A 17,913-nucleotide genomic window follows, 5' to 3' on the forward strand; every position below is an offset into this window, starting at 1 on the left:
GAGTTTTTACAAACTTTCTCAACACTCATCAATCAGTAAACTCATCAATGAACTGTCACACCAGGCTGCTTAACGCTGTCTGCCGTGTCAGTGGATGCGCATTATAGGCAGTGAAACTTTTTGTGCAAGGGCTTTTTAAATGAAAAAAGATCGCATGGCGATCTTTTAAACAGCGGCGATTGTTTTACATGCAAAGTGCCCATTAATTGGGCTTTTTGCTGCCTTTATCGATAAAACCTTGGATTAGCGAGACGGCTTTTACGTCATCCCAATCAACATAGGATCGAACAAAGGCAATTAATTGACCCTGTTGATCAAGAATAAAGGTCGCAGGAATCGTGTCGAGCGGAAAAACGTTCCCAAGACTTTGTGGTTGATCGTAGTAAGAGTTGAAATTCGCCATACCTAATGAACTTAAGAACGGCTGAACCTGCTGCTTACCTTCTGCATCAATAGAGATAGGCAGCACGACAAAATCTTCAGTCTTGAACTTAGTTGCTAACCTTTCGATTGCAGGCAACTCTCTGACACATGGCGGACACCAAGTCGCCCACATGTTAACCATAATGATCTTGCCTTTAAATTGGCTGAAGTCGATAGCTTTACCATCGACATCATTAAAGGCAACAGGCTCAATAGGAAAAGTCTTTGGCAGTACATTGATCAAATCAACCGTTGATTCCATCGGTTTAGCCGTTTGCTGCATACCAGGGTACGAATGCGCGACCCCAGCAACAAATACCGAAAGAATGGATGACAACATGAATGCCGTTATGACTTTATGCTTCATTTTGTATTGCGCTTTAGCAAGGTATCTAACTCGCGCTGATCTTCTGCGCTAATTTCGTTCGGCACATTACCGCCAATACGTTGCTTACGAATGAAGATGAATCCAATCACTAGACCCAGAAGTAATAAACCAATAGGACCTAACCAGAGAATGTAGGTCTTGGTTTCCATCTTAGGTTTATAGAGAACAAACTCACCGTAACGACTAGTCATAAACTCGATGATCTCATCATCCCCTTTTCCTTCGTCAACCATCTTGAATACCTCAAGACGCAGATCTCGAGCAACGGGTGAATTGGAGTCGATCAAATTTTGGTTTTGACACTGTGGACAACGTAGTTCATGGGCCAAAGACAAACCGCGCTTTTGATTTTCAGGTGACTTGAATTCGTAAGTATCAACTGGTGTTGCCATGACAGCGGTCGTCATGCTGAACATCAGCACTAGACTACCTATGATTTTTATCAGTGTTCTCATGCTGCGCCATCCTTCGCTGCTTCAGCTTGTAATTGTTGGATCATAGGGTAAAGGGTTTCACTCCATACGCGTTGGTCTATTGGACCTGCATAACGGAAACGGATAATACCGTTGTGATCAACAATAAAACTCTCTGGTGCACCATAAACGCCAAGATCTAATCCTAAACGGCCATCTTTATCATAAATATTAACGTTGTAGGGATCGCCCTGACGTTTTAACTCTTCTAACGCAGGAACACGCTCATCACGATAGTTGATCCCGTAAATTGGCAAAAGATTTTTACGTTTTAGCATCACTAAGAAAGGATGCTCATATTTACAAGATGGACACCACGTCGCCCATACGTTAAGTAATGATACCTTACCTTTTAATTGCTCATTCGTTATTATCTCAGCCGGTGTTTCTAGGCGTTCCAGTTGGAAAGCCGGAATAGGCTTCCCTTCCAGTGCTGAATCCAATTGCTGCGGATTCAGAAATAACCCTTTATATAGAAACACCCCCATGGCGAGAAATATGACCAATGGGATAAACAGAACCAACTTCTTCATACATTCCCCAATTATTGAGCCGTTGCCAATTTTGCCTTTTCGGACAAAGGCGCGACGGCTGCAGTGACTTTCGCACGGTAACGTTTATCCGATGCAGCGAAGAATCCACCTATCATCATGAAAATTGCCCCAAACCATAACCAACGCACGAACGGCTTATAGTTTAAACGAACCGCAAATTCAGTGCTGGTAATAGGGTCACCCATAGTCACGTACAAGTCACGGAATAGACCCCAGTCAATACCGGCTTCTGTCATATCCATAGTTCGCACATTATATTGACGACGATCTGGTTTTAGTAATGTCAGTAGCTCATCGCCCTTGTAGATCTCTATCTGTCCCTGCTGTGCAGTGTAGTTAGGACCTACTACGTTTTTGGTCTCGAGATACTTAAAAGTATAACCGGCGAGTTCTTGGCTTACACCAGGTCCCATACGAACACTTTTCTCAATCGAGTAATTTGACACCATAGTGGCACCAATCACAGAAACAGCAATACCGAGATGCGCGAAGATCATACCAAGCTGACTACGGCCCATGCGGCTAATGCTGATATCACCTTCTTTCGACTTGACCATGTTATAGGCCGCTCTTGCGGTAGCCAGAATAATCCAAGCCGCGGCTGCAATACCAAAGGTAACCCAAATATTGAATACACCATCGACGATAAAAGGCGTCACAATACCGATAGCAGCAGCAATCATTGCTGGGATCAATAGCTGACGCTTAAGCTCGCCCGCTTTCGACTTTTTCCAACGAATAATTGGACCAATACCCATAAAGCCAAATAGCACTAATACGATAGGCACGAACACCGCATTAAAGTATGGAGGTCCAACAGAGATCTTACCCATGCCAAGTGCATCGATGAGCAATGGATATAATGTACCCAATAGTACCGTACCTGCGGCAACCGTCAGTAGCACGTTACACACTAAGAGCATAGTTTCTTTAGACTTAAGCTCGAAACGGGCTGGACTACTCATTTCACTGGCACGTAAAGCAAACAGTGTTAATGAACCGCCAACAGCTAAACCAAGTAACAACAGGATGAACATACCGCGGCTTGGATCGGCTGCAAATGAATGCACTGAGGTTAATACACCTGAGCGAACAATAAAGGTACCAAGCAAACTTAAAGAGAAAGCAAAAATAGACAGTAATACAGTCCAGTTACGGAAGGCGCCGCGTTTCTCAGTCACAATCAAAGAGTGAACAAGCGCAGTACCCACTAACCAAGGCATAAAAGAGGCGTTCTCAACAGGATCCCAGAACCACCAACCGCCCCAGCCTAATTCATAATAAGCCCACCAAGATCCTAGTGCGATACCGCCCGTAAGGAAGGTCCAAGCAGCCAATGTCCATGGACGAGTCCAACGAGCCCATGCAGAATCGAGACGGCCGCTCATCAGCGCAGCAATCGCAAATGCAAAGCTTACAGAGAAGCCCACATAACCCAAGTACAACATAGGAGGATGGAAGATTAATCCCACGTCCTGCAGCATTGGATTTAAGTCACGACCTTCGGCAGGGATCGGGAATAAACGTTCAAATGGGCTAGATGTGAGTAGCATAAACAAACTAAAGCCAATCACAATAAGAGCCAATACTGCCAGCACACGGGCAGTAAACACTTCTTCTAAACCTTTGCTAAACAAGGCAACCGCAGCCGCCCAAGTTGATAAAGCAAACACCCAAAATAACAGTGACCCTTCATGACCGCCCCATACGGCCGAGATCTTAAAGAAGATAGGTAACTGAGAATTTGAATGATGTGCCACATAGGCGACCGAGAAATCATCGACGGCAAAACTATAAGCCAGCACGACAACAGATAAGGTAATAAAAAAGAACATTCCGTACGTTAATGGCCAAGCGTACCTAACAAGGTATTGGTCTTTTCTGGCAACACCTATTAGGGGGACGCTGATTAATAAGAAGGCAAAAGCCACCCCTATTATCAACGCAAAGTGTCCAAGTTCTGGGATCATGGGTTTTCCTCAGTCTTCAATAATATGTTGATTTAGAAAGACTCTATCTCAACGCACAACATGCTATTCACGCAAATGCACGAAATTTTGCTCATTTTAGTATTTGCTATTGTTCCTGTCTGCCTCTTTCGTACAAAACTGGGTTACTTGTCTCATTCTCAATTTTAGAGGTCGATGAAAGTCACGGAAGAGGCTCAGTTCTGCATGTGACCGACAAATGACACTTAAGTTTCATACAAAATTTACAAGAAGAATTAATTTGTGAACCAGTGCCCAACTATAAGCTTTCAGCACTGGGATTACCTTATATTACTGTTCAATGAACAATCTTTACGTATAATCTTGCTTCCAAGCCTAGCGGTTACTCCGCTTTCTGCAAACTAAAGTGAATATAGAAACAATGACGACATTTTGGATTTTTATTGCGCTTGTTATGTTAGTCGGCCTGATGCTGATTTGGATCCCGCACTTCAGACAGCAAAAATTGCTGAAAACGGAAGAAGCTGGAGTTCGTAAACAAACGAACCTTGAATTGTTCAATGAGCGCTTAGGCGTTCTTGAAAAAGAATTAAGTGAAGAGCTACTCGATCAAGCCGAATTTGATGCATTGAAGAAAGAACTGGAAATCAGTCTACTCCAAGACATCAAACAAGCGAACGACGATTCACTGGTCAACCAAATAAAGCCAAAGACGATTCTGTGGCCGTCGATCATGTCAGTTTGTTTGATTGTTATCTCAGGCTATCTCTATCTACACTTAGGCGCCTTCGAGAATATTGATAGTGCTCAACAACCTGCGAATCCACATGCAGGAATGGATACTGCTCAAATCATGATGCAACGCGTGCAGATGATGGAAGCTCAAGTTAAAGCCGAGCCAGAAAACAGCCAACTGTGGTTTAGCTTAGGTCATGCTTATGTATCAGCAAACCAATACGATAAAGCGATTGCGGCTTTCGATAAAGTAATCGAATTAGTCGGAAAGCATGCAGAATTGCTCGGTCCAAAAGCAACGGCGATGTATTACAAAGCGGGTCAACAAATGACACCGCAAATCCAAGCTCTTATCAATGAGTCCTTAGCTATGGATGCCCAAGATCCTTCAACGCTACTGCTCGTGGGTATGGATGCTTTCTTTACTGCTGACTACAAGAAAGCCATCACCTCTTGGCAAACGATTTTAGATAGCGGTCGTGCCGACGTTGATCGTGCAGCTCTTATGAATGCAATCGAAACCGCTAACTTACGCATGCAGTCGGAAACCGCTGGCATGCCAAATGATGATGCACATAAGCAAGTCAAAGCGAGTGCTAAATCGGTCAATGTCACTATATCTATCTCTGCAGAACTTGCGGCTAAAGCCAGTCCAGAAGACACCATTTTCATCTTTGCCCGTGCAACTGAAGGACCTAAAGTTCCATTAGCTGCAACCAAAGTCAGTGCGAAGTCTTTCCCGATTACAGTGACATTAGATGACAGTAGCGGTATGGGTGGTGATGTGAAGTTAAGCGATGCAGCCAATGTGGAAGTGATTGCAGTGCTGTCTAAACAAGGTAATATCAAACCGCAAACGGGTGATATTCAAGGCAAGATCAGTAAAGTCGCCGTAGGCGATACAGCGAACCTAGTACTTGATACTCAAGTGCAATAAATCGCAGTTAATTGCAGATATAAAAAAACCGGCTTTCGCCGGTTTTTTTATATCTGAAGAATTACTTAGCTGTAGACATAAATTTGATAGCAGCTTTGTAATCATCATCAGTACAATCAGTACACATACCGCCTGGTGGCATAGCATTCAGACCGGTTTTCACACTCTTCACTAGAGCGTCAACACCCTTAGCTAAGCGTGGTTCCCATTCTGCAGCGTTGTGTACTTTTGGAGCACCAGCAACACCCATACTGTGGCATACGGTACATGCCTTATTATAAATAGCCTCAGCATCTTGAGCTGAAGCGTTAACTGACATAGTCAAAGCAGCGACAGCAGTCATTGCTAACAGTTTTTTCATGTTCAATGTTCCTAATGCAAATACGTACAAAGCTCGGCGCCGCCCTTACTTAGGCAGACTCATTATAGCCGACTAAGATTACTACAAACTTCAAGAAATCTCATCTTTTTGTGATTAGAATCTCAACACAAAATGAATCAGGCGACAAGGATGACAAATTCGTTAATATATTAGCAAGTCGTAAAAAAGTTCGATAAATATTGCGGTTATTGGAACCACATCATATTGCTGACATCTAGTGCAAACCAAGAGTAAACCCCCAATAACGTTTGTGTTAGAATGACTTGTGTTTCCTTCCGGCTTGAGATAGAGGGTTCAGTGACAAATATAACTAAAGAAACCACATTAGTGTCAGCCAGCAAGCTGACCTGTATCCGCGAAGAACGCATCCTTTTTGATGAGTTAAGTTTTGATATAAATGCCGGTGACATTGTTCAGATTGAAGGCCCTAACGGCGCAGGCAAGACCAGTTTATTACGCATATTGGCGGGCCTTTCTCGCCCCTATGCCGGACAAACTTTTTACATTAATGAAGACATAAACCGTTGCCGCGATGAATACAATGAAGACCTCTTGTATTTAGGCCATTTAGCTGGCGTGAAATGCGAGCTGACTGCCGAAGAAAACCTTAATTTCAATTTAAGAATCAGTGGTTATGATGACTTTGATACGTCAGAGATTTTAGCCAAAGTCAATTTAACGGGCTTTGAAGAAGCTCTCGCGGGGCATTTATCCGCAGGCCAGCATCGCAGAACAGCACTATCAAGATTGTGGCATAGCAACTGTAAAATTTGGATCCTTGACGAACCTTTTACTGCAATCGATAAAAAAGGTGTCGAAGAACTGGAGCAGTTATTTATTCAGCATGCGGATAATGGTGGCTGTGTGATCCTCACAACTCACCAAGATATGGGCATTATCACAGATGATAGGCTTCGTAAAATTCGTCTCGATTATCGCTTCATATAAGGTCAGGCTCAATGAAAAGAGGCATCAGTTTTACCCAAGCATTTTTCACCTTGCTGCAGCGAGATCTTAAAATTGCCATTCGCCACCGCGGCGACATTTTTAACCCACTACTATTTTTTATTATGGTCGTTACCTTGTTTCCGCTGGGGATTGGACCAGAACCGCAAATGTTAGCACGTGTGGCACCAGGGATAATTTGGGTAGCCGCATTATTAGCATCTATGTTGTCACTTGAAAGGCTTTTCAAAGCCGACTTTAGTGATGGTAGCTTAGAACAAATGCTGTTAAGTCCGCAGCCATTAGCCATTCTCGTATTAGCTAAAGTGTTAGCCCACTGGATTTTAACTGGTGTGCCACTGATTATTATCGCACCTCTGTTAGCGGTATTACTCAATCTAGATGGCAACAGCTACGGTGCGTTAATTTCAACGCTTGCGCTAGGCACGCCAGTATTGTCGCTGTTAGGTGCTATTGGTGTGGCATTAACCGTCGGTCTAAGGAAAGGCGGCGTGTTACTCAGCTTACTTATTTTGCCCCTATATATCCCAGTACTCATTTTTGCAACGAGTGCCATAGACGCGGCAGGAATGAATTTACCCTATGATGGTCAGCTCGCTATAATAGGCGCTATGCTGGTCGGATCGTTAACCTTAGCACCTTTTGCAATTGGTGCATCTCTGCGAGTGAGTACTAACTAAAATGTGGAAATGGTTACACCCTTACGCGGATCCTGAACGCGCATATAAATTATCAGGAACGTTATTTCCATGGTTTGCGATCTTAGCCGGTCTATTGATTGCTGTTGGTACTACATGGGGACTCGTCTTCGCGCCGACGGATTACCAGCAGGGAGATAGCTACCGTATTATCTTTATCCATGTTCCTGCCGCGTCGATGTCAATGGCGGCTTATATGGGTATGGCAACAGCGGCCTTTATCGGTCTAGTTTGGCAGATAAAACTTGCCGACTGGGCTGCAGCATCTATTGCTCCCATTGGAGCAGTGATCACCTTTATCGCACTCTTTACCGGAGCAGCATGGGGTAAACCTATGTGGGGTGCTTGGTGGGTATGGGATGCACGCTTAACTTCTGAGCTGGTATTACTATTCCTATATCTAGGTGTGATCTCGCTCTACGCCTCATTTGAGGATAAAGTGCTCGCAGCTCGTGCAGCAGGGATCTTAGCGATCGTCGGTGTGATCAATATTCCCATCATCAAATACTCAGTTGAATGGTGGAGCTCATTACATCAACCGTCGACAATACGCATTACCGAGAAATCGACAATGTCGACGGAAATGCTCTATCCACTGTTAATTAACATACTGGGCTTCGGTCTTATGATTGGCGCCATCACTATTGTTCGTTTTAGAGCAGAAATTTTAGCAAGAAATGGCATGCGCCCTTGGGTCCGTGAACTAGCTAAAGCGGAGGAGGTCAAATGATGCAATTCGATTCAATCAGTGATTTTTTTAATATGGGCGGCTATGCATTCTATGTATGGCTATCCTACGGAGTGACCTTCTTCTGCCTCTCTACGCTCATCATTACCAGCGCACGCCAAAAGCGTAAGGTGTTAATTGATATCGCGAAAAAGATGGATAGAGAAGAACGCTTAAAAGAAACCAGGAGTACTAAATCGTGAACCCAAGACGCAAAAAAAGACTGACATTAGCTGTAGCATTAATCGGTGGCGTTGCTGCGATTACTTCGCTTTTGCTCTATGCGCTGAACTCCAACTTGAACTTATTCTATACTCCGTCTGAAATTGTCCACGGCAAGACAGACACTGGCGTAAAACCTGAAATTGGCCAACGTATTCGTGTCGGCGGAATGGTGACGGTAGGTTCTATGGTGCGAGATCCCAAAAGCTTGCATGTCGAATTTGCAGTACATGACTCCCTCGGCGGTGAAGTACTGGTCACTTATGACGACCTATTGCCCGATCTTTTCCGTGAAGGACAAGGCATTGTTGCTCAGGGTGTACTGGGTGCTGATGGCAAACTAGAAGCAACTGAAGTACTGGCCAAGCATGATGAAAACTACATGCCACCAGAAGTCGCTGAAGCCATGGGCCAAAAGCACGAAAAGTTAGATTATAGCCAGCAAAAGGCACCAGATACTAAGTAGGTTATTGATGGATCAGCAATAGCGTACAAACTAAGCCTCCTAGCTTAATAACTAGTGAGGCTTTTTTATTATCTCAATATGCACAATTAAAGGTGGACTATACTCTAGGCAGCGCCAGTACCTAAGACTGCATATGATTCAAATAAGACAACTAAACTCTAGTTTGCAACGCATTCTAAGCTTCCTAATTATCTGCTTGGTAGGCCTCTCTCAGGAAGCCAATGCTGCTAAAGTTATTGTTATCGAAAGCTACCATCATAGCTATCAATGGGACCAAGAATACTATCAAGCGATTTATGACACGCTCAGCCCTCACCATGATGTTAGTTATTTCGAGATGGATACCAAACGCTTACCCCAAGAGCAATTTGCTGAACGGGCTGACTTAGCATGGAAATACATTCAACAACAAGCACCTCAATTGGTTATTCTCGCCGATGATAATGCGGTTAATCTCTTACACCAGCGCCTAAATGACAGCCTAATCCCAGTAGTCTATTTAGGGGTGAACATGAATCCTAGAGAATATCATCTCAATGAACACAAACGCTTCACAGGCGTCATTGAGAGACCACTACTACGACGTTCACTACTGCTCATTCAACGTTTACTACCGCAAACTGTGCATAGAAAAATCTTAGTTCTATTCGACCAAGGAGTCACCTCTGACTCAGCGGCTGAATACATCAGTAAACAACACTCAAGCATGTTAGGCGATATCGAAGTTAATTTAGTGCAATTGTCACAGCTAACGGATTGGCAGCGGAATGTATTGACCGCGAAGGAACAGGGTTATAACGCTATAGTCGTGGCGCTATACCACACAGTTAGAGATGCAGATAATCGCTCAGTAGATGCAGATCAGCTCCTAAAATGGATATCTGAACATACTCCGGTACCGAATTTTGGGTTTTGGGGATTTAGTGTCTCTGCTGAAGGCAATATTGGTGGCTATGTTCTCGATGGCTATCATCATGGCAAGATTGCAGCGAATATGGCGACAAAAATACTCGGTGGCGAGAAACCCGAAAATATTTTCCCAGTAACAGATGATCTTGGTAAATACATGTTTAGCCAGAAAGGCTTAGCTAAATGGAATATCGTCATCCCAAAAGAAATCGAGAAAACCACACTTTGGGTAAAATAGTAAAAAAGGCATAAAAAAGCCGGGCTAATGCCCGGCTTTTTAAAAGTGTAACCTTAATTACTCAGCAGCTTCAACATCAACAGCTTGAGCAGCTTCTGGGCGACCAACTAGCTCGATGTAAGCCATAGGGGCTTTATCACCAGCACGTAAACCGCACTTAAGGATACGGGTATAGCCACCAGGACGTTCCTGGTAACGTGGACCCAACTCAGTAAATAACTTACCAACGACTTCAGCGTCGCGAGTACGTGCAAACGCTAAACGACGGTTTGCAACGCTGTCACTCTTAGCAAGTGTTATCAGAGGCTCAACTACGCGACGCAGTTCTTTCGCTTTAGCCACAGTTGTCTTGATAATCTCATGACGAACTAGTGAACCGGCCATGTTGCGAAACATGGCTTGGCGATGACTGCTGTTACGGTTTAGTTGACGACCACTCTTACGATGGCGCATGACCTAATCCTTATAACCTAAATCTGTACAAACCTGAGACTTATAGGTCGTCTGCTAAACTAGCTGGAGGCCAGTTTTCCAAACGCATACCTAACGACAGTCCGCGAGAAGCTAAAACATCCTTAATTTCAGTAAGAGACTTCTTACCTAAGTTCGGGGTTTTCAGCAACTCAACTTCAGTGCGCTGTACCAGATCTCCGATGTAATGAATCGCTTCGGCTTTCAAGCAGTTAGCCGAACGTACAGTTAGCTCTAAATCGTCGACAGGACGCAGCAGAATCGGATCGAATTCCGGTTTCTCTTCTTTCAGCTCTGGCTCAGTCACGTCACGTAACTCTACAAACGCATCTAGCTGTTCAGCCAGAATAGTTGCAGAACGACGGATAGCTTCCTCAGGATCGATAGTACCGTTTGTGGTCATATCGATAACGAGTTTATCTAAGTCAGTACGCTGTTCTACACGTGCTGCTTCTACATTGTAGGCAATACGTGCAACTGGCGAGAAAGAAGCATCAACCAGCAAGCGGCCGATTGGGCGATCATCGTCTTCGGTCTGTGCACGAGCAGATGCTGGTACATAACCACGACCACGCTCAACGCGAATACGCATGCTGATATCATTGTTACCTGTCAGATGACAGATAATATGATCAGGATTCACGATAGTGACATCACCATCATGCGTGATATCTGCTGCGATGACAGGGCCTGCGCCGGACTTGCTCAACGTAAGCATAGCCTCGTCTTTACCCTCGATGGTCACTGCTAACCCTTTCAGGTTTAACAAGATCTCAAGGATATCTTCTTGAACGCCTTCCTTACTGCTGTATTCGTGCAGTACACCGTCAATCTCGACTTCGGTAACCGCGCAGCCGGGCATAGACGACAATAGGATGCGACGCAACGCGTTACCTAAAGTGTGGCCGAAACCACGCTCAAGTGGTTCCAATGTAACCTTGGCACGTGTTGAGTTAACCTGCTCGATATCAACGAGACGCGGTTTAAGAAATTCTGTAACAGAACCCTGCATTGTGTCCTCTCTTGTTTGTTAGCCTTACTTAGAGTAAAGCTCGACGATCAGCTGTTCGTTAATTTCCGCAGACAAATCGCTACGTTCTGGAACGCGCTTGAAAGCACCTTCCATTTTCGCGTTGTCGACTTCAACCCATGTAGGCTTCTCGCGTTGAGCTGCCACTTCTAAAGCCGCTTTAATACGAGCTTGAGTACGTGACTTCTCGCGGATGCTCACAACATCATTCGCAGACACTTTGAATGATGGAATGTTAACAACACGACCGTTAACCATAATAGATTTATGGCTTACTAGCTGACGTGATTCTGCACGAGTTGCACCGAAGCCCATACGATAAACAACGTTATCAAGACGGGTTTCTAAAAGCTGAAGCAGGTTTTCACCTGTGTTGCCTTTAGTACGTGCAGCATCTTTGTAATAGTTACGGAATTGTTTTTCTAACACACCGTAAATACGACGAACTTTTTGTTTTTCGCGTAACTGAGTACCGTACTCTGACAAACGTGGCTTACGAGCGCCATGTTGTCCAGGTGCAGTTTCCAGTTTACACTTTGAATCGATTGCTCTCACACCGCTTTTTAAGAAAAGGTCTGTACCTTCTCGGCGGCTGAGCTTGAGCTTGGGACCCAAGTATCTTGCCATGATCTTTCTCCAACTATCCTAATGAAACGGCGTTATACACGACGCTTTTTAGGAGGACGACAACCATTATGAGGGATCGGCGTCACATCGGTAATGTTGGTAATTTTATAACCAACAGCGTTCAGCGCACGAATGGCTGACTCACGACCTGGACCTGGACCCTTCACAAACACTTCAAGGTTTTTTAAACCGTAGTCTTGAGCAGCAGCACCTGCACGCTCAGCAGCCACCTGTGCAGCAAATGGAGTAGATTTACGTGAACCACGGAAACCTGAACCACCTGAAGTAGCCCATGACAACGCATTACCTTGACGATCTGTAATGGTGACAATAGTGTTGTTGAAAGAAGCATGGATATGAGCCATGCCATCTGCAACCTGTTTACGTACGCGCTTACGCGGAGAACGTGACGGAACTTTAGCCATTGCTTTACCTTCCCGTTACTTTCTAATAGGTTTACGTGGACCTTTACGCGTACGCGCATTGGTCTTAGTACGTTGCCCACGGAGAGGCAGGCTACGGCGATGGCGGAGACCACGATAACAACCAAGATCCATAAGACGCTTGATGTTCATTGAAATCTCACGACGTAAGTCACCTTCTACTAGGTATTTGGCGACTTCTTCGCGTAGTGTGTCAATTTGAGCTTCGCTCAATTCCTTGATCTTAGCAGTTTCAGCGATTGCTGTAGCCGCGCAGATTGCTCTAGCGCGAGTACGGCCGATGCCGAAAATTGCAGTCAATGCGATGACTGTATGCTTTTGATCAGGAATGTTAATGCCAGCGATACGGGCCACTATGCACTCCTTAAAGTTAAAGGCCAACTGCGAAAAGCCCGAAAGGATACTCGACAGTCGACAGATTTGCAAACAAAATTTTGTTCAGCCCAATTCATGGGCTGAACAAATTACTTTTTAGCCTTGACGCTGTTTGTGTTTTGGTTCAACACAGATAACGCGTACAACGCCACTACGCTTGACGATCTTGCAGTTACGGCAGATCTTCTTCACGGAAGCTCGAACTTTCATTTCATCACTCCGTAAAGCTACTTAGCGACCAAAGCGATCTAAATTCGCTTTGTTAACTAGGTTAGCTTTCTTCATCACAGACTCATACTGATGAGACATCATATGCGTCTGAACCTGAGCCATGAAGTCCATGATTACGACTACCATAATTAGTAGTGAAGTACCGCCGAAATAGAACTGTACTTTCCACGCAATTAACATGAACTCCGGAATTAAGCAGATAAAGGTTATGTATAACGCGCCTGCTAATGTCAAACGGGTCATAACTTTATCAATGTAACGCGAAGTCTGTTCTCCAGGACGGATCCCAGGGATGAATGCACCACTCTTCTTCAAGTTATCTGCTGTTTCACGTGGGTTAAACACCAACGCAGTATAGAAGAAACAGAAAAAGATAATCGCTGTTGCATATAATAATGAGTAAAGCGGTTGTCCAGGTGACACAGCCAGTGAAAAATCACTCAACCATGACATGGACTCATTTTGACCGAACCACTGAGCCAGTGTTCCAGGAAACAAAATGATGCTTGACGCAAAAATTGGCGGAATAACACCTGCCATGTTTATTTTCAGCGGTAGATGGGTACTTTGCGCAGCGAACACCTTACGGCCTTGCTGACGCTTAGCATAGTTAACGACTATACGACGCTGACCACGTTCCACAAACACTACAAAATAAGTCACTGCAAACACAATTACCGCGAGCAACAACAATACTAACACATTCAAGTCACCTTGACGCGCCTGCTCAGCCGTTTGGCCGATAGCGGAAGGTAATCCAGCAACAATACCTGCGAAAATCAAAATCGAGATACCATTACCTATACCACGTTCGGTAATTTGCTCACCTAGCCACATAAGGAACATAGTTCCTGTCACTAAGCTTACAACCGCAACAAAGTAGAATCCAAATCCAATGTTGACCACAAGGCCTGGCACTAAGTTTGGTAACCCGGTTGCAATACCGACCGACTGGAATGTACCCAGCACTAAGGTACCCCATCTGGTATATTGACTGATTTTCTTACGTCCTGATTCGCCTTCCTTTTTCAATTCAGCGAGTGCAGGATGTACGACAGTCAACAGTTGCATGATAATCGATGCCGAAATGTACGGCATAATACCTAATGCAAAGATAGAGGCACGCTCAAGGGCACCACCCGAGAACATGTTAAACATGCCAAGGATGGTTCCACTTTGCTGAGCAAACAGCTCTGCTAATACAGCTGCGTCAATACCAGGAATTGGCACAAACGAACCGGCTCTAAAGACGATAATCGCACCAATCACGAACAGGAGGCGAGCTTTCAATTCTGAAAGTCCACCTTTCGCGCTTTTTAAATCAAGTCCTGGTTTTGCCATCGACGTATTATTCCTCGATCTTACCGCCGGCAGCTTCAATAGCTGCACGTGCACCTTTGGTTACCTTCAGACCTTTAACAGTCACAGGGCGCTCAATGGTACCTGAAAGAACAATTTTCGCAAACTGGATGTTGCGAGTTATTACGTTCGCATCTTTCAGAGCGTTTAAGTCGATAACATCACCGTTAACTTTTGCCAGTTCGAGTACACGAACTTCAGCTGTTACCATAGCGCGACGCGAGGTAAAACCAAATTTAGGTAAACGGATTTTAAGTGGCATTTGACCACCTTCGAATCCTGGGCGTACACCGCCACCAGAGCGAGACTTTTGGCCTTTATGACCACGACCCGCTGTTTTACCTAGACCTGAGCCCATACCACGGCCTACACGCTTTGGTGCATGCTTAGAGCCTGCAGCTGGAGATAGAGTATTTAAACGCATCTATTAATCCTCCACCTTAACCATGTAGTAGACCTTGTTGATCATACCGCGAACAGAAGGAGTATCTTCTAATTCAACAGTGTGACCAATGCGACGCAAACCAAGACCCGTTAGGGTTGCACGGTGCTTCGGTAAACGACCGATACCGCTTTTAGTTTGAGTAACTTTTACAGTTTTAGTTGCCATGGTGCATTACCCCCGAATTTCGTCAACATTCAGGCCACGCTTAGCTGCGATTTGCGAAGGTGACTTCATGTGCACCAATGCATCGACAGTCGCGCGAACGATGTTGATCGGGTTAGTAGAACCGTATGCTTTTGACAGAACGTTATGCACGCCTGCTACTTCCAATACGGCACGCATTGCGCCACCGGCAATAATACCAGTACCTTGTGATGCAGGTTGCATGTACACAAGTGAACCAGTATGACGACCTTTAACTGGGTGATGCAGAGTACCTGCATTCAACTCAACGGTCACAATGTTACGACGAGCTTTTTCCATCGCTTTTTGAATCGCGGCTGGAACTTCACGTGCTTTGCCATAGCCATAGCCAATCTTACCGTTACCGTCACCCACTACTGTCAGTGCTGTGAAGCTAAAGATACGACCGCCCTTAACTACTTTAGAAACACGATTAACTGCAATTAATTTCTCTTGCAGATCGTCTTTTTGCTGAGCTTCTAATTTAGCCATTTTATAACCCCTTAGAACTTCAGGCCAGCTTCACGAGCTGCATCTGCTAAAGCAGCTACACGACCGTGATACTTGAAACCAGAACGATCGAACGCAACTGAAGTTACGCCTTTTTCGATCGCGCGCTCAGCAACAAATTTACCTACTGCTTTCGCTGCGTCTACGTTACCGGTACTCTTCAGTAGCTCTTTAACCGCTTTTTCTACGGTTGAAGCAGCTGCCAACACCTGAGCTTCAGGATTGATCACCTGAGCATAAATGTGACGCGGTGTACGATGTACAACCAGACGGTTCACGCCCAGCTCTTGGATCTTCTTACGAGCGCGAGTAGCGCGACGTAAGCGAGATGTTTTCTTATCCATATCGCGTTACCTACTTCTTCTTAGCCTCTTTACGGCGTACTACTTCGTCGTCATAGCGAACACCTTTGCCTTTGTATGGCTCTGGTGGACGGTATCCGCGAATCTCAGCAGCGACTTGGCCAATTAACTGTTTATCAACGCCACGTAGGACGATGTCAGTTTGGCTAGGGCACTCTGCAGTAACGCCTGCGGGCAGTTTGTGTACTAACGGATGAGAGAAACCTAAAGTAAGGTCAATATCAGCACCGACGAGTTTCGCACGGTAACCAACGCCAACTAACTTTAACTTACGCTCAAAACCTTGAGATACACCAACAACCATGTTGTTTACTAATGCACGAGTTGTACCAGCCTGTGCCCAAGCGTTAACAACGCCTTCAACAGGGAGGAACTTAACTACGCCGGCTTCAATAACAACATTGACCGCATTGTTGATCACTCGAGTCAGACTACCTTTTCCGCCTTTGACGGTAAGGGTCTGTTCGTTCAAGGTCACCTCTACGCCAGCTGGAATAGATACTGGTGCTTTTGCTACACGAGACATTCCTAGCTCCTTAAGCTACGTAGCAGATAACCTCGCCACCCATGCCTGCAAGGCGGGCGGCACGATCAGTCATCAAGCCTTTAGAAGTGGACACAATTGCGACACCCAGACCGCCCATCACCTTTGGAAGTTCGTTTTTACCTTTGTAAATACGAAGACCAGGGCGACTTACACGCTGGATAGTCTCAACGACTGGTTGGCCTTGGAAATACTTTAAAGTAACTTCCAGTTCAGGCTTGGCTTCATCTGCTACGGCGTAATCAGCAATATAACCTTCATCTTTAAGTAGTTTCGCAATTGCGACTTTCAACTTAGCTGAAGGCATCTTCACTGATACGTGGTTAGCAGCTTGGCCGTTACGAATACGGGTTAACATATCCGCAATAGGATCTTGCATGCTCATATTAGCTTACTCCGTGACAAGTGCTTACCAGCTGGCCTTACGCAGGCCAGGAACTTCACCACGCATGGTTGCTTCACGTAATTTGATACGGCTTAAGCCGAATTTACGTAAGAAGCCATGAGGGCGACCAGTTTGATTACAACGATTGCGTTGACGCGCAGCGCTGGAATCACGTGGTAGAGCTTGCAGCTTAAGAACCGCATCCCAACGATCTTCGTCAGAAGAAGCTGGACTTGCAATGATAGTCTTAAGAGCCGCACGCTTTTCAGCGTACTTGGCCACGAGCTGTGCACGTTTAGCTTCACGTGCTTTCATTGATGTTTTTGCCATTACGCTACCCTTATTTCTTGAATGGGAAGTTAAAAGCGTCTAACAAAGCACGACCTTCTTCATCATTCTTCGCAGTAGTAGTGATAACAATATCCATACCACGAATCTTATCGATTTTATCGTAATCGATTTCTGGGAAGATGATCTGCTCACGCACGCCCATTGCGTAGTTACCACGGCCGTCAAACGCTTTAGCGCTTAAGCCACGGAAGTCACGAATACGTGGGATTGCGATATCGACTAAACGCTCTAAGAATTCCCACATACGCTCACCGCGTAGGGTCACTTTACAGCCAATAGGGTAGCCTTCACGGATTTTAAAACCAGCAACTGACTTACGAGCTACAGTCACAACTGGCTTTTGACCAGCGATTGCAGTCATATCACGGACAGCATGGTCCATGATTTTCTTGTCTGCAACAGCTTCGCCAACACCCATGTTCAGGGTGATTTTCTCAATCCGAGGGACTTGCATGACACTGGTATAACCGAACTTTTTAGCAAGTTCAGCGACAACAGTCTCTTGGTATTTATCATGCAGTTTCGCCATC

General features: G+C 45.1%; 27 protein-coding genes. 7 read left to right on the forward strand and 20 right to left on the reverse strand.

The features are described 5' to 3' along the window. Nucleotides 1-202: 202 nt before the first annotated feature. Genes KO537_RS21995 through KO537_RS22010 form a run of 4 tightly spaced genes read right to left on the reverse strand, consistent with a single transcriptional unit; the run spans nucleotide 203 to nucleotide 3,808 of the window. The gene (locus KO537_RS21995; RefSeq protein ID WP_173242631.1) at nucleotides 203-790 is read right to left on the reverse strand and encodes a TlpA disulfide reductase family protein; all 588 of its coding nucleotides are present in this window, start codon (nucleotides 788-790) and stop codon (nucleotides 203-205) included. Next, on the reverse strand, nucleotides 787-1,266 hold the full coding sequence (gene nrfF, locus KO537_RS22000) for a heme lyase NrfEFG subunit NrfF (protein ID WP_173242627.1): 480 nt from the start codon (nucleotides 1,264-1,266) through the stop codon (nucleotides 787-789). Before nrfF ends, KO537_RS21995 begins: the two co-directional genes overlap by 4 nt. After that, nucleotides 1,263-1,817: a DsbE family thiol:disulfide interchange protein gene (locus KO537_RS22005; RefSeq protein ID WP_105251044.1), complete on the reverse strand. Its 555-nt coding sequence runs from the start codon at nucleotides 1,815-1,817 to the stop codon at nucleotides 1,263-1,265. Before KO537_RS22005 ends, nrfF begins: the two co-directional genes overlap by 4 nt. A gap of 11 nt (nucleotides 1,818-1,828) precedes the next feature. Further along, nucleotides 1,829-3,808, reverse strand: coding sequence for a heme lyase CcmF/NrfE family subunit (locus KO537_RS22010; protein WP_173242625.1), 1,980 nt, complete (start codon nucleotides 3,806-3,808; stop codon nucleotides 1,829-1,831). Between the two features lie 400 nt (nucleotides 3,809-4,208). Between KO537_RS22010 and ccmI the strand changes: the two genes are divergently transcribed. Beyond that, nucleotides 4,209-5,459, forward strand: a complete 1,251-nt coding sequence (gene ccmI, locus KO537_RS22015; protein ID WP_219235827.1) for a c-type cytochrome biogenesis protein CcmI — start codon at nucleotides 4,209-4,211, stop codon at nucleotides 5,457-5,459. Between the two features lie 61 nt (nucleotides 5,460-5,520). Here the strand turns inward: ccmI and KO537_RS22020 are convergent, their stop codons facing one another. Then, on the reverse strand, nucleotides 5,521-5,820 hold the full coding sequence (locus KO537_RS22020) for a c-type cytochrome (RefSeq protein WP_105251041.1): 300 nt from the start codon (nucleotides 5,818-5,820) through the stop codon (nucleotides 5,521-5,523). A 318-nt stretch (nucleotides 5,821-6,138) separates the two neighbouring features. On the opposite strand from KO537_RS22020, the gene ccmA reads away from it, so the two are divergent. From ccmA to KO537_RS22050, 6 genes are all read left to right on the forward strand, one after another. After that, entirely contained in the window at nucleotides 6,139-6,789 is a 651-nt protein-coding gene (gene ccmA / locus KO537_RS22025) for a cytochrome c biogenesis heme-transporting ATPase CcmA (RefSeq protein ID WP_131525727.1), read from the forward strand. Nucleotides 6,790-6,800: 11 nt separating this feature from the next. Continuing rightward, complete coding sequence (gene ccmB / locus KO537_RS22030) at nucleotides 6,801-7,487, forward strand: heme exporter protein CcmB (RefSeq protein ID WP_006079706.1); 687 nt, start codon at nucleotides 6,801-6,803, stop codon at nucleotides 7,485-7,487. Nucleotide 7,488: 1 nt separating this feature from the next. Then, a complete protein-coding gene (locus KO537_RS22035) occupies nucleotides 7,489-8,235 on the forward strand; it encodes a heme ABC transporter permease (protein WP_105251039.1) in 747 nt (248 codons plus the stop codon). Beyond that, nucleotides 8,235-8,435 carry a heme exporter protein CcmD gene (gene ccmD / locus KO537_RS22040; RefSeq protein ID WP_105253042.1) on the forward strand — a complete coding sequence of 67 codons (201 nt, stop codon included), beginning with the start codon at nucleotides 8,235-8,237 and terminating at the stop codon, nucleotides 8,433-8,435. The genes KO537_RS22035 and ccmD overlap by 1 nt, the downstream gene beginning before the upstream one ends. Next, the gene (gene ccmE, locus KO537_RS22045) at nucleotides 8,432-8,920 is read left to right on the forward strand and encodes a cytochrome c maturation protein CcmE (protein ID WP_105251038.1); all 489 of its coding nucleotides are present in this window, start codon (nucleotides 8,432-8,434) and stop codon (nucleotides 8,918-8,920) included. Before ccmD ends, ccmE begins: the two co-directional genes overlap by 4 nt. A 196-nt stretch (nucleotides 8,921-9,116) precedes the next feature. Next, complete coding sequence (locus KO537_RS22050) at nucleotides 9,117-10,067, forward strand: ABC transporter substrate-binding protein (RefSeq protein ID WP_251071186.1); 951 nt, start codon at nucleotides 9,117-9,119, stop codon at nucleotides 10,065-10,067. Nucleotides 10,068-10,124: 57 nt separating this feature from the next. Here KO537_RS22050 and rplQ read toward each other — a convergent pair whose 3' ends face one another. The 15 genes from rplQ to rplE all read right to left on the reverse strand — a co-directional run bounded on the left by rplQ (nucleotide 10,125) and on the right by rplE (nucleotide 17,912). After that, on the reverse strand, nucleotides 10,125-10,520 hold the full coding sequence (gene rplQ / locus KO537_RS22055; RefSeq protein WP_006083573.1) for a 50S ribosomal protein L17: 396 nt from the start codon (nucleotides 10,518-10,520) through the stop codon (nucleotides 10,125-10,127). A 40-nt stretch (nucleotides 10,521-10,560) separates the two neighbouring features. Continuing rightward, nucleotides 10,561-11,550, reverse strand: coding sequence for a DNA-directed RNA polymerase subunit alpha (gene rpoA / locus KO537_RS22060; RefSeq protein ID WP_006083574.1), 990 nt, complete (start codon nucleotides 11,548-11,550; stop codon nucleotides 10,561-10,563). A 24-nt stretch (nucleotides 11,551-11,574) separates the two neighbouring features. Further along, nucleotides 11,575-12,195, reverse strand: coding sequence for a 30S ribosomal protein S4 (gene rpsD, locus KO537_RS22065; RefSeq protein WP_006083575.1), 621 nt, complete (start codon nucleotides 12,193-12,195; stop codon nucleotides 11,575-11,577). 32 nt (nucleotides 12,196-12,227) lie between these two features. After that, nucleotides 12,228-12,620, reverse strand: a complete 393-nt coding sequence (rpsK, locus tag KO537_RS22070; protein ID WP_006083577.1) for a 30S ribosomal protein S11 — start codon at nucleotides 12,618-12,620, stop codon at nucleotides 12,228-12,230. 15 nt (nucleotides 12,621-12,635) lie between these two features. Then, a complete protein-coding gene (rpsM, locus tag KO537_RS22075) occupies nucleotides 12,636-12,992 on the reverse strand; it encodes a 30S ribosomal protein S13 (protein ID WP_011787581.1) in 357 nt (118 codons plus the stop codon). Between the two features lie 117 nt (nucleotides 12,993-13,109). Continuing rightward, on the reverse strand, nucleotides 13,110-13,223 hold the full coding sequence (rpmJ, locus tag KO537_RS22080) for a 50S ribosomal protein L36 (RefSeq protein ID WP_006083579.1): 114 nt from the start codon (nucleotides 13,221-13,223) through the stop codon (nucleotides 13,110-13,112). Between the two features lie 21 nt (nucleotides 13,224-13,244). Beyond that, entirely contained in the window at nucleotides 13,245-14,585 is a 1,341-nt protein-coding gene (gene secY, locus KO537_RS22085) for a preprotein translocase subunit SecY (RefSeq protein WP_007644459.1), read from the reverse strand. Nucleotides 14,586-14,592: 7 nt separating this feature from the next. Further along, nucleotides 14,593-15,027, reverse strand: coding sequence for a 50S ribosomal protein L15 (rplO, locus tag KO537_RS22090; RefSeq protein ID WP_006083581.1), 435 nt, complete (start codon nucleotides 15,025-15,027; stop codon nucleotides 14,593-14,595). A gap of 3 nt (nucleotides 15,028-15,030) precedes the next feature. Then, nucleotides 15,031-15,213, reverse strand: coding sequence for a 50S ribosomal protein L30 (rpmD, locus tag KO537_RS22095; protein ID WP_006083582.1), 183 nt, complete (start codon nucleotides 15,211-15,213; stop codon nucleotides 15,031-15,033). Between the two features lie 6 nt (nucleotides 15,214-15,219). Beyond that, nucleotides 15,220-15,723, reverse strand: coding sequence for a 30S ribosomal protein S5 (rpsE, locus tag KO537_RS22100; protein ID WP_006083583.1), 504 nt, complete (start codon nucleotides 15,721-15,723; stop codon nucleotides 15,220-15,222). 11 nt (nucleotides 15,724-15,734) lie between these two features. Next, nucleotides 15,735-16,085 (reverse strand): 50S ribosomal protein L18, encoded by a 351-nt coding sequence (gene rplR, locus KO537_RS22105; RefSeq protein WP_006083584.1) that lies wholly within the window; start codon nucleotides 16,083-16,085, stop codon nucleotides 15,735-15,737. 10 nt (nucleotides 16,086-16,095) lie between these two features. Then, the gene (rplF, locus tag KO537_RS22110) at nucleotides 16,096-16,629 is read right to left on the reverse strand and encodes a 50S ribosomal protein L6 (RefSeq protein WP_105251036.1); all 534 of its coding nucleotides are present in this window, start codon (nucleotides 16,627-16,629) and stop codon (nucleotides 16,096-16,098) included. Between the two features lie 10 nt (nucleotides 16,630-16,639). Beyond that, the gene (gene rpsH, locus KO537_RS22115) at nucleotides 16,640-17,032 is read right to left on the reverse strand and encodes a 30S ribosomal protein S8 (RefSeq protein ID WP_006083586.1); all 393 of its coding nucleotides are present in this window, start codon (nucleotides 17,030-17,032) and stop codon (nucleotides 16,640-16,642) included. A 24-nt stretch (nucleotides 17,033-17,056) separates the two neighbouring features. Next, nucleotides 17,057-17,362: a 30S ribosomal protein S14 gene (rpsN, locus tag KO537_RS22120; RefSeq protein ID WP_006083587.1), complete on the reverse strand. Its 306-nt coding sequence runs from the start codon at nucleotides 17,360-17,362 to the stop codon at nucleotides 17,057-17,059. A gap of 10 nt (nucleotides 17,363-17,372) precedes the next feature. After that, a complete protein-coding gene (rplE, locus tag KO537_RS22125; RefSeq protein WP_006083588.1) occupies nucleotides 17,373-17,912 on the reverse strand; it encodes a 50S ribosomal protein L5 in 540 nt (179 codons plus the stop codon). Between the last annotated feature and the right edge of the window lies 1 nt (nucleotide 17,913).

The sequence above is a fragment of the Shewanella sp. NKUCC01_JLK genome, from assembly GCF_019345615.1.
Taxonomy (GTDB): Bacteria; Pseudomonadota; Gammaproteobacteria; order Enterobacterales; family Shewanellaceae; genus Shewanella; species Shewanella oncorhynchi.

Coding starts and splice junctions, on each gene's coding strand:
- rpsH (WP_006083586.1), bottom strand. CDS start 17,032: ATGAGCATGCAAGATCCTATTGCGGATATGTTAACCCGTATTCGTAAC.
- KO537_RS22035 (WP_105251039.1), top strand. CDS start 7,489: ATGTGGAAATGGTTACACCCTTACGCGGATCCTGAACGCGCATATAAA.
- rpsK (WP_006083577.1), bottom strand. CDS start 12,620: ATGGCTAAAGTTCCGTCACGTTCTCCGCGTAAGCGCGTACGTAAACAG.
- nrfF (WP_173242627.1), bottom strand. CDS start 1,266: ATGAGAACACTGATAAAAATCATAGGTAGTCTAGTGCTGATGTTCAGC.
- KO537_RS22020 (WP_105251041.1), bottom strand. CDS start 5,820: ATGAAAAAACTGTTAGCAATGACTGCTGTCGCTGCTTTGACTATGTCA.
- rplR (WP_006083584.1), bottom strand. CDS start 16,085: ATGGATAAGAAAACATCTCGCTTACGTCGCGCTACTCGCGCTCGTAAG.
- rpmJ (WP_006083579.1), bottom strand. CDS start 13,223: ATGAAAGTTCGAGCTTCCGTGAAGAAGATCTGCCGTAACTGCAAGATC.
- ccmB (WP_006079706.1), top strand. CDS start 6,801: ATGAAAAGAGGCATCAGTTTTACCCAAGCATTTTTCACCTTGCTGCAG.
- KO537_RS22005 (WP_105251044.1), bottom strand. CDS start 1,817: ATGAAGAAGTTGGTTCTGTTTATCCCATTGGTCATATTTCTCGCCATG.
- rpsD (WP_006083575.1), bottom strand. CDS start 12,195: ATGGCAAGATACTTGGGTCCCAAGCTCAAGCTCAGCCGCCGAGAAGGT.
- rpsE (WP_006083583.1), bottom strand. CDS start 15,723: ATGGCTAAATTAGAAGCTCAGCAAAAAGACGATCTGCAAGAGAAATTA.
- rplE (WP_006083588.1), bottom strand. CDS start 17,912: ATGGCGAAACTGCATGATAAATACCAAGAGACTGTTGTCGCTGAACTT.
- rplQ (WP_006083573.1), bottom strand. CDS start 10,520: ATGCGCCATCGTAAGAGTGGTCGTCAACTAAACCGTAACAGCAGTCAT.
- rpmD (WP_006083582.1), bottom strand. CDS start 15,213: ATGGCAACTAAAACTGTAAAAGTTACTCAAACTAAAAGCGGTATCGGT.
- rpsN (WP_006083587.1), bottom strand. CDS start 17,362: ATGGCAAAAACATCAATGAAAGCACGTGAAGCTAAACGTGCACAGCTC.
- KO537_RS22010 (WP_173242625.1), bottom strand. CDS start 3,808: ATGATCCCAGAACTTGGACACTTTGCGTTGATAATAGGGGTGGCTTTT.
- KO537_RS21995 (WP_173242631.1), bottom strand. CDS start 790: ATGAAGCATAAAGTCATAACGGCATTCATGTTGTCATCCATTCTTTCG.
- secY (WP_007644459.1), bottom strand. CDS start 14,585: ATGGCAAAACCAGGACTTGATTTAAAAAGCGCGAAAGGTGGACTTTCA.
- ccmD (WP_105253042.1), top strand. CDS start 8,235: ATGCAATTCGATTCAATCAGTGATTTTTTTAATATGGGCGGCTATGCA.
- rplO (WP_006083581.1), bottom strand. CDS start 15,027: ATGCGTTTAAATACTCTATCTCCAGCTGCAGGCTCTAAGCATGCACCA.
- rplF (WP_105251036.1), bottom strand. CDS start 16,629: ATGTCTCGTGTAGCAAAAGCACCAGTATCTATTCCAGCTGGCGTAGAG.
- ccmI (WP_219235827.1), top strand. CDS start 4,209: ATGACGACATTTTGGATTTTTATTGCGCTTGTTATGTTAGTCGGCCTG.
- rpoA (WP_006083574.1), bottom strand. CDS start 11,550: ATGCAGGGTTCTGTTACAGAATTTCTTAAACCGCGTCTCGTTGATATC.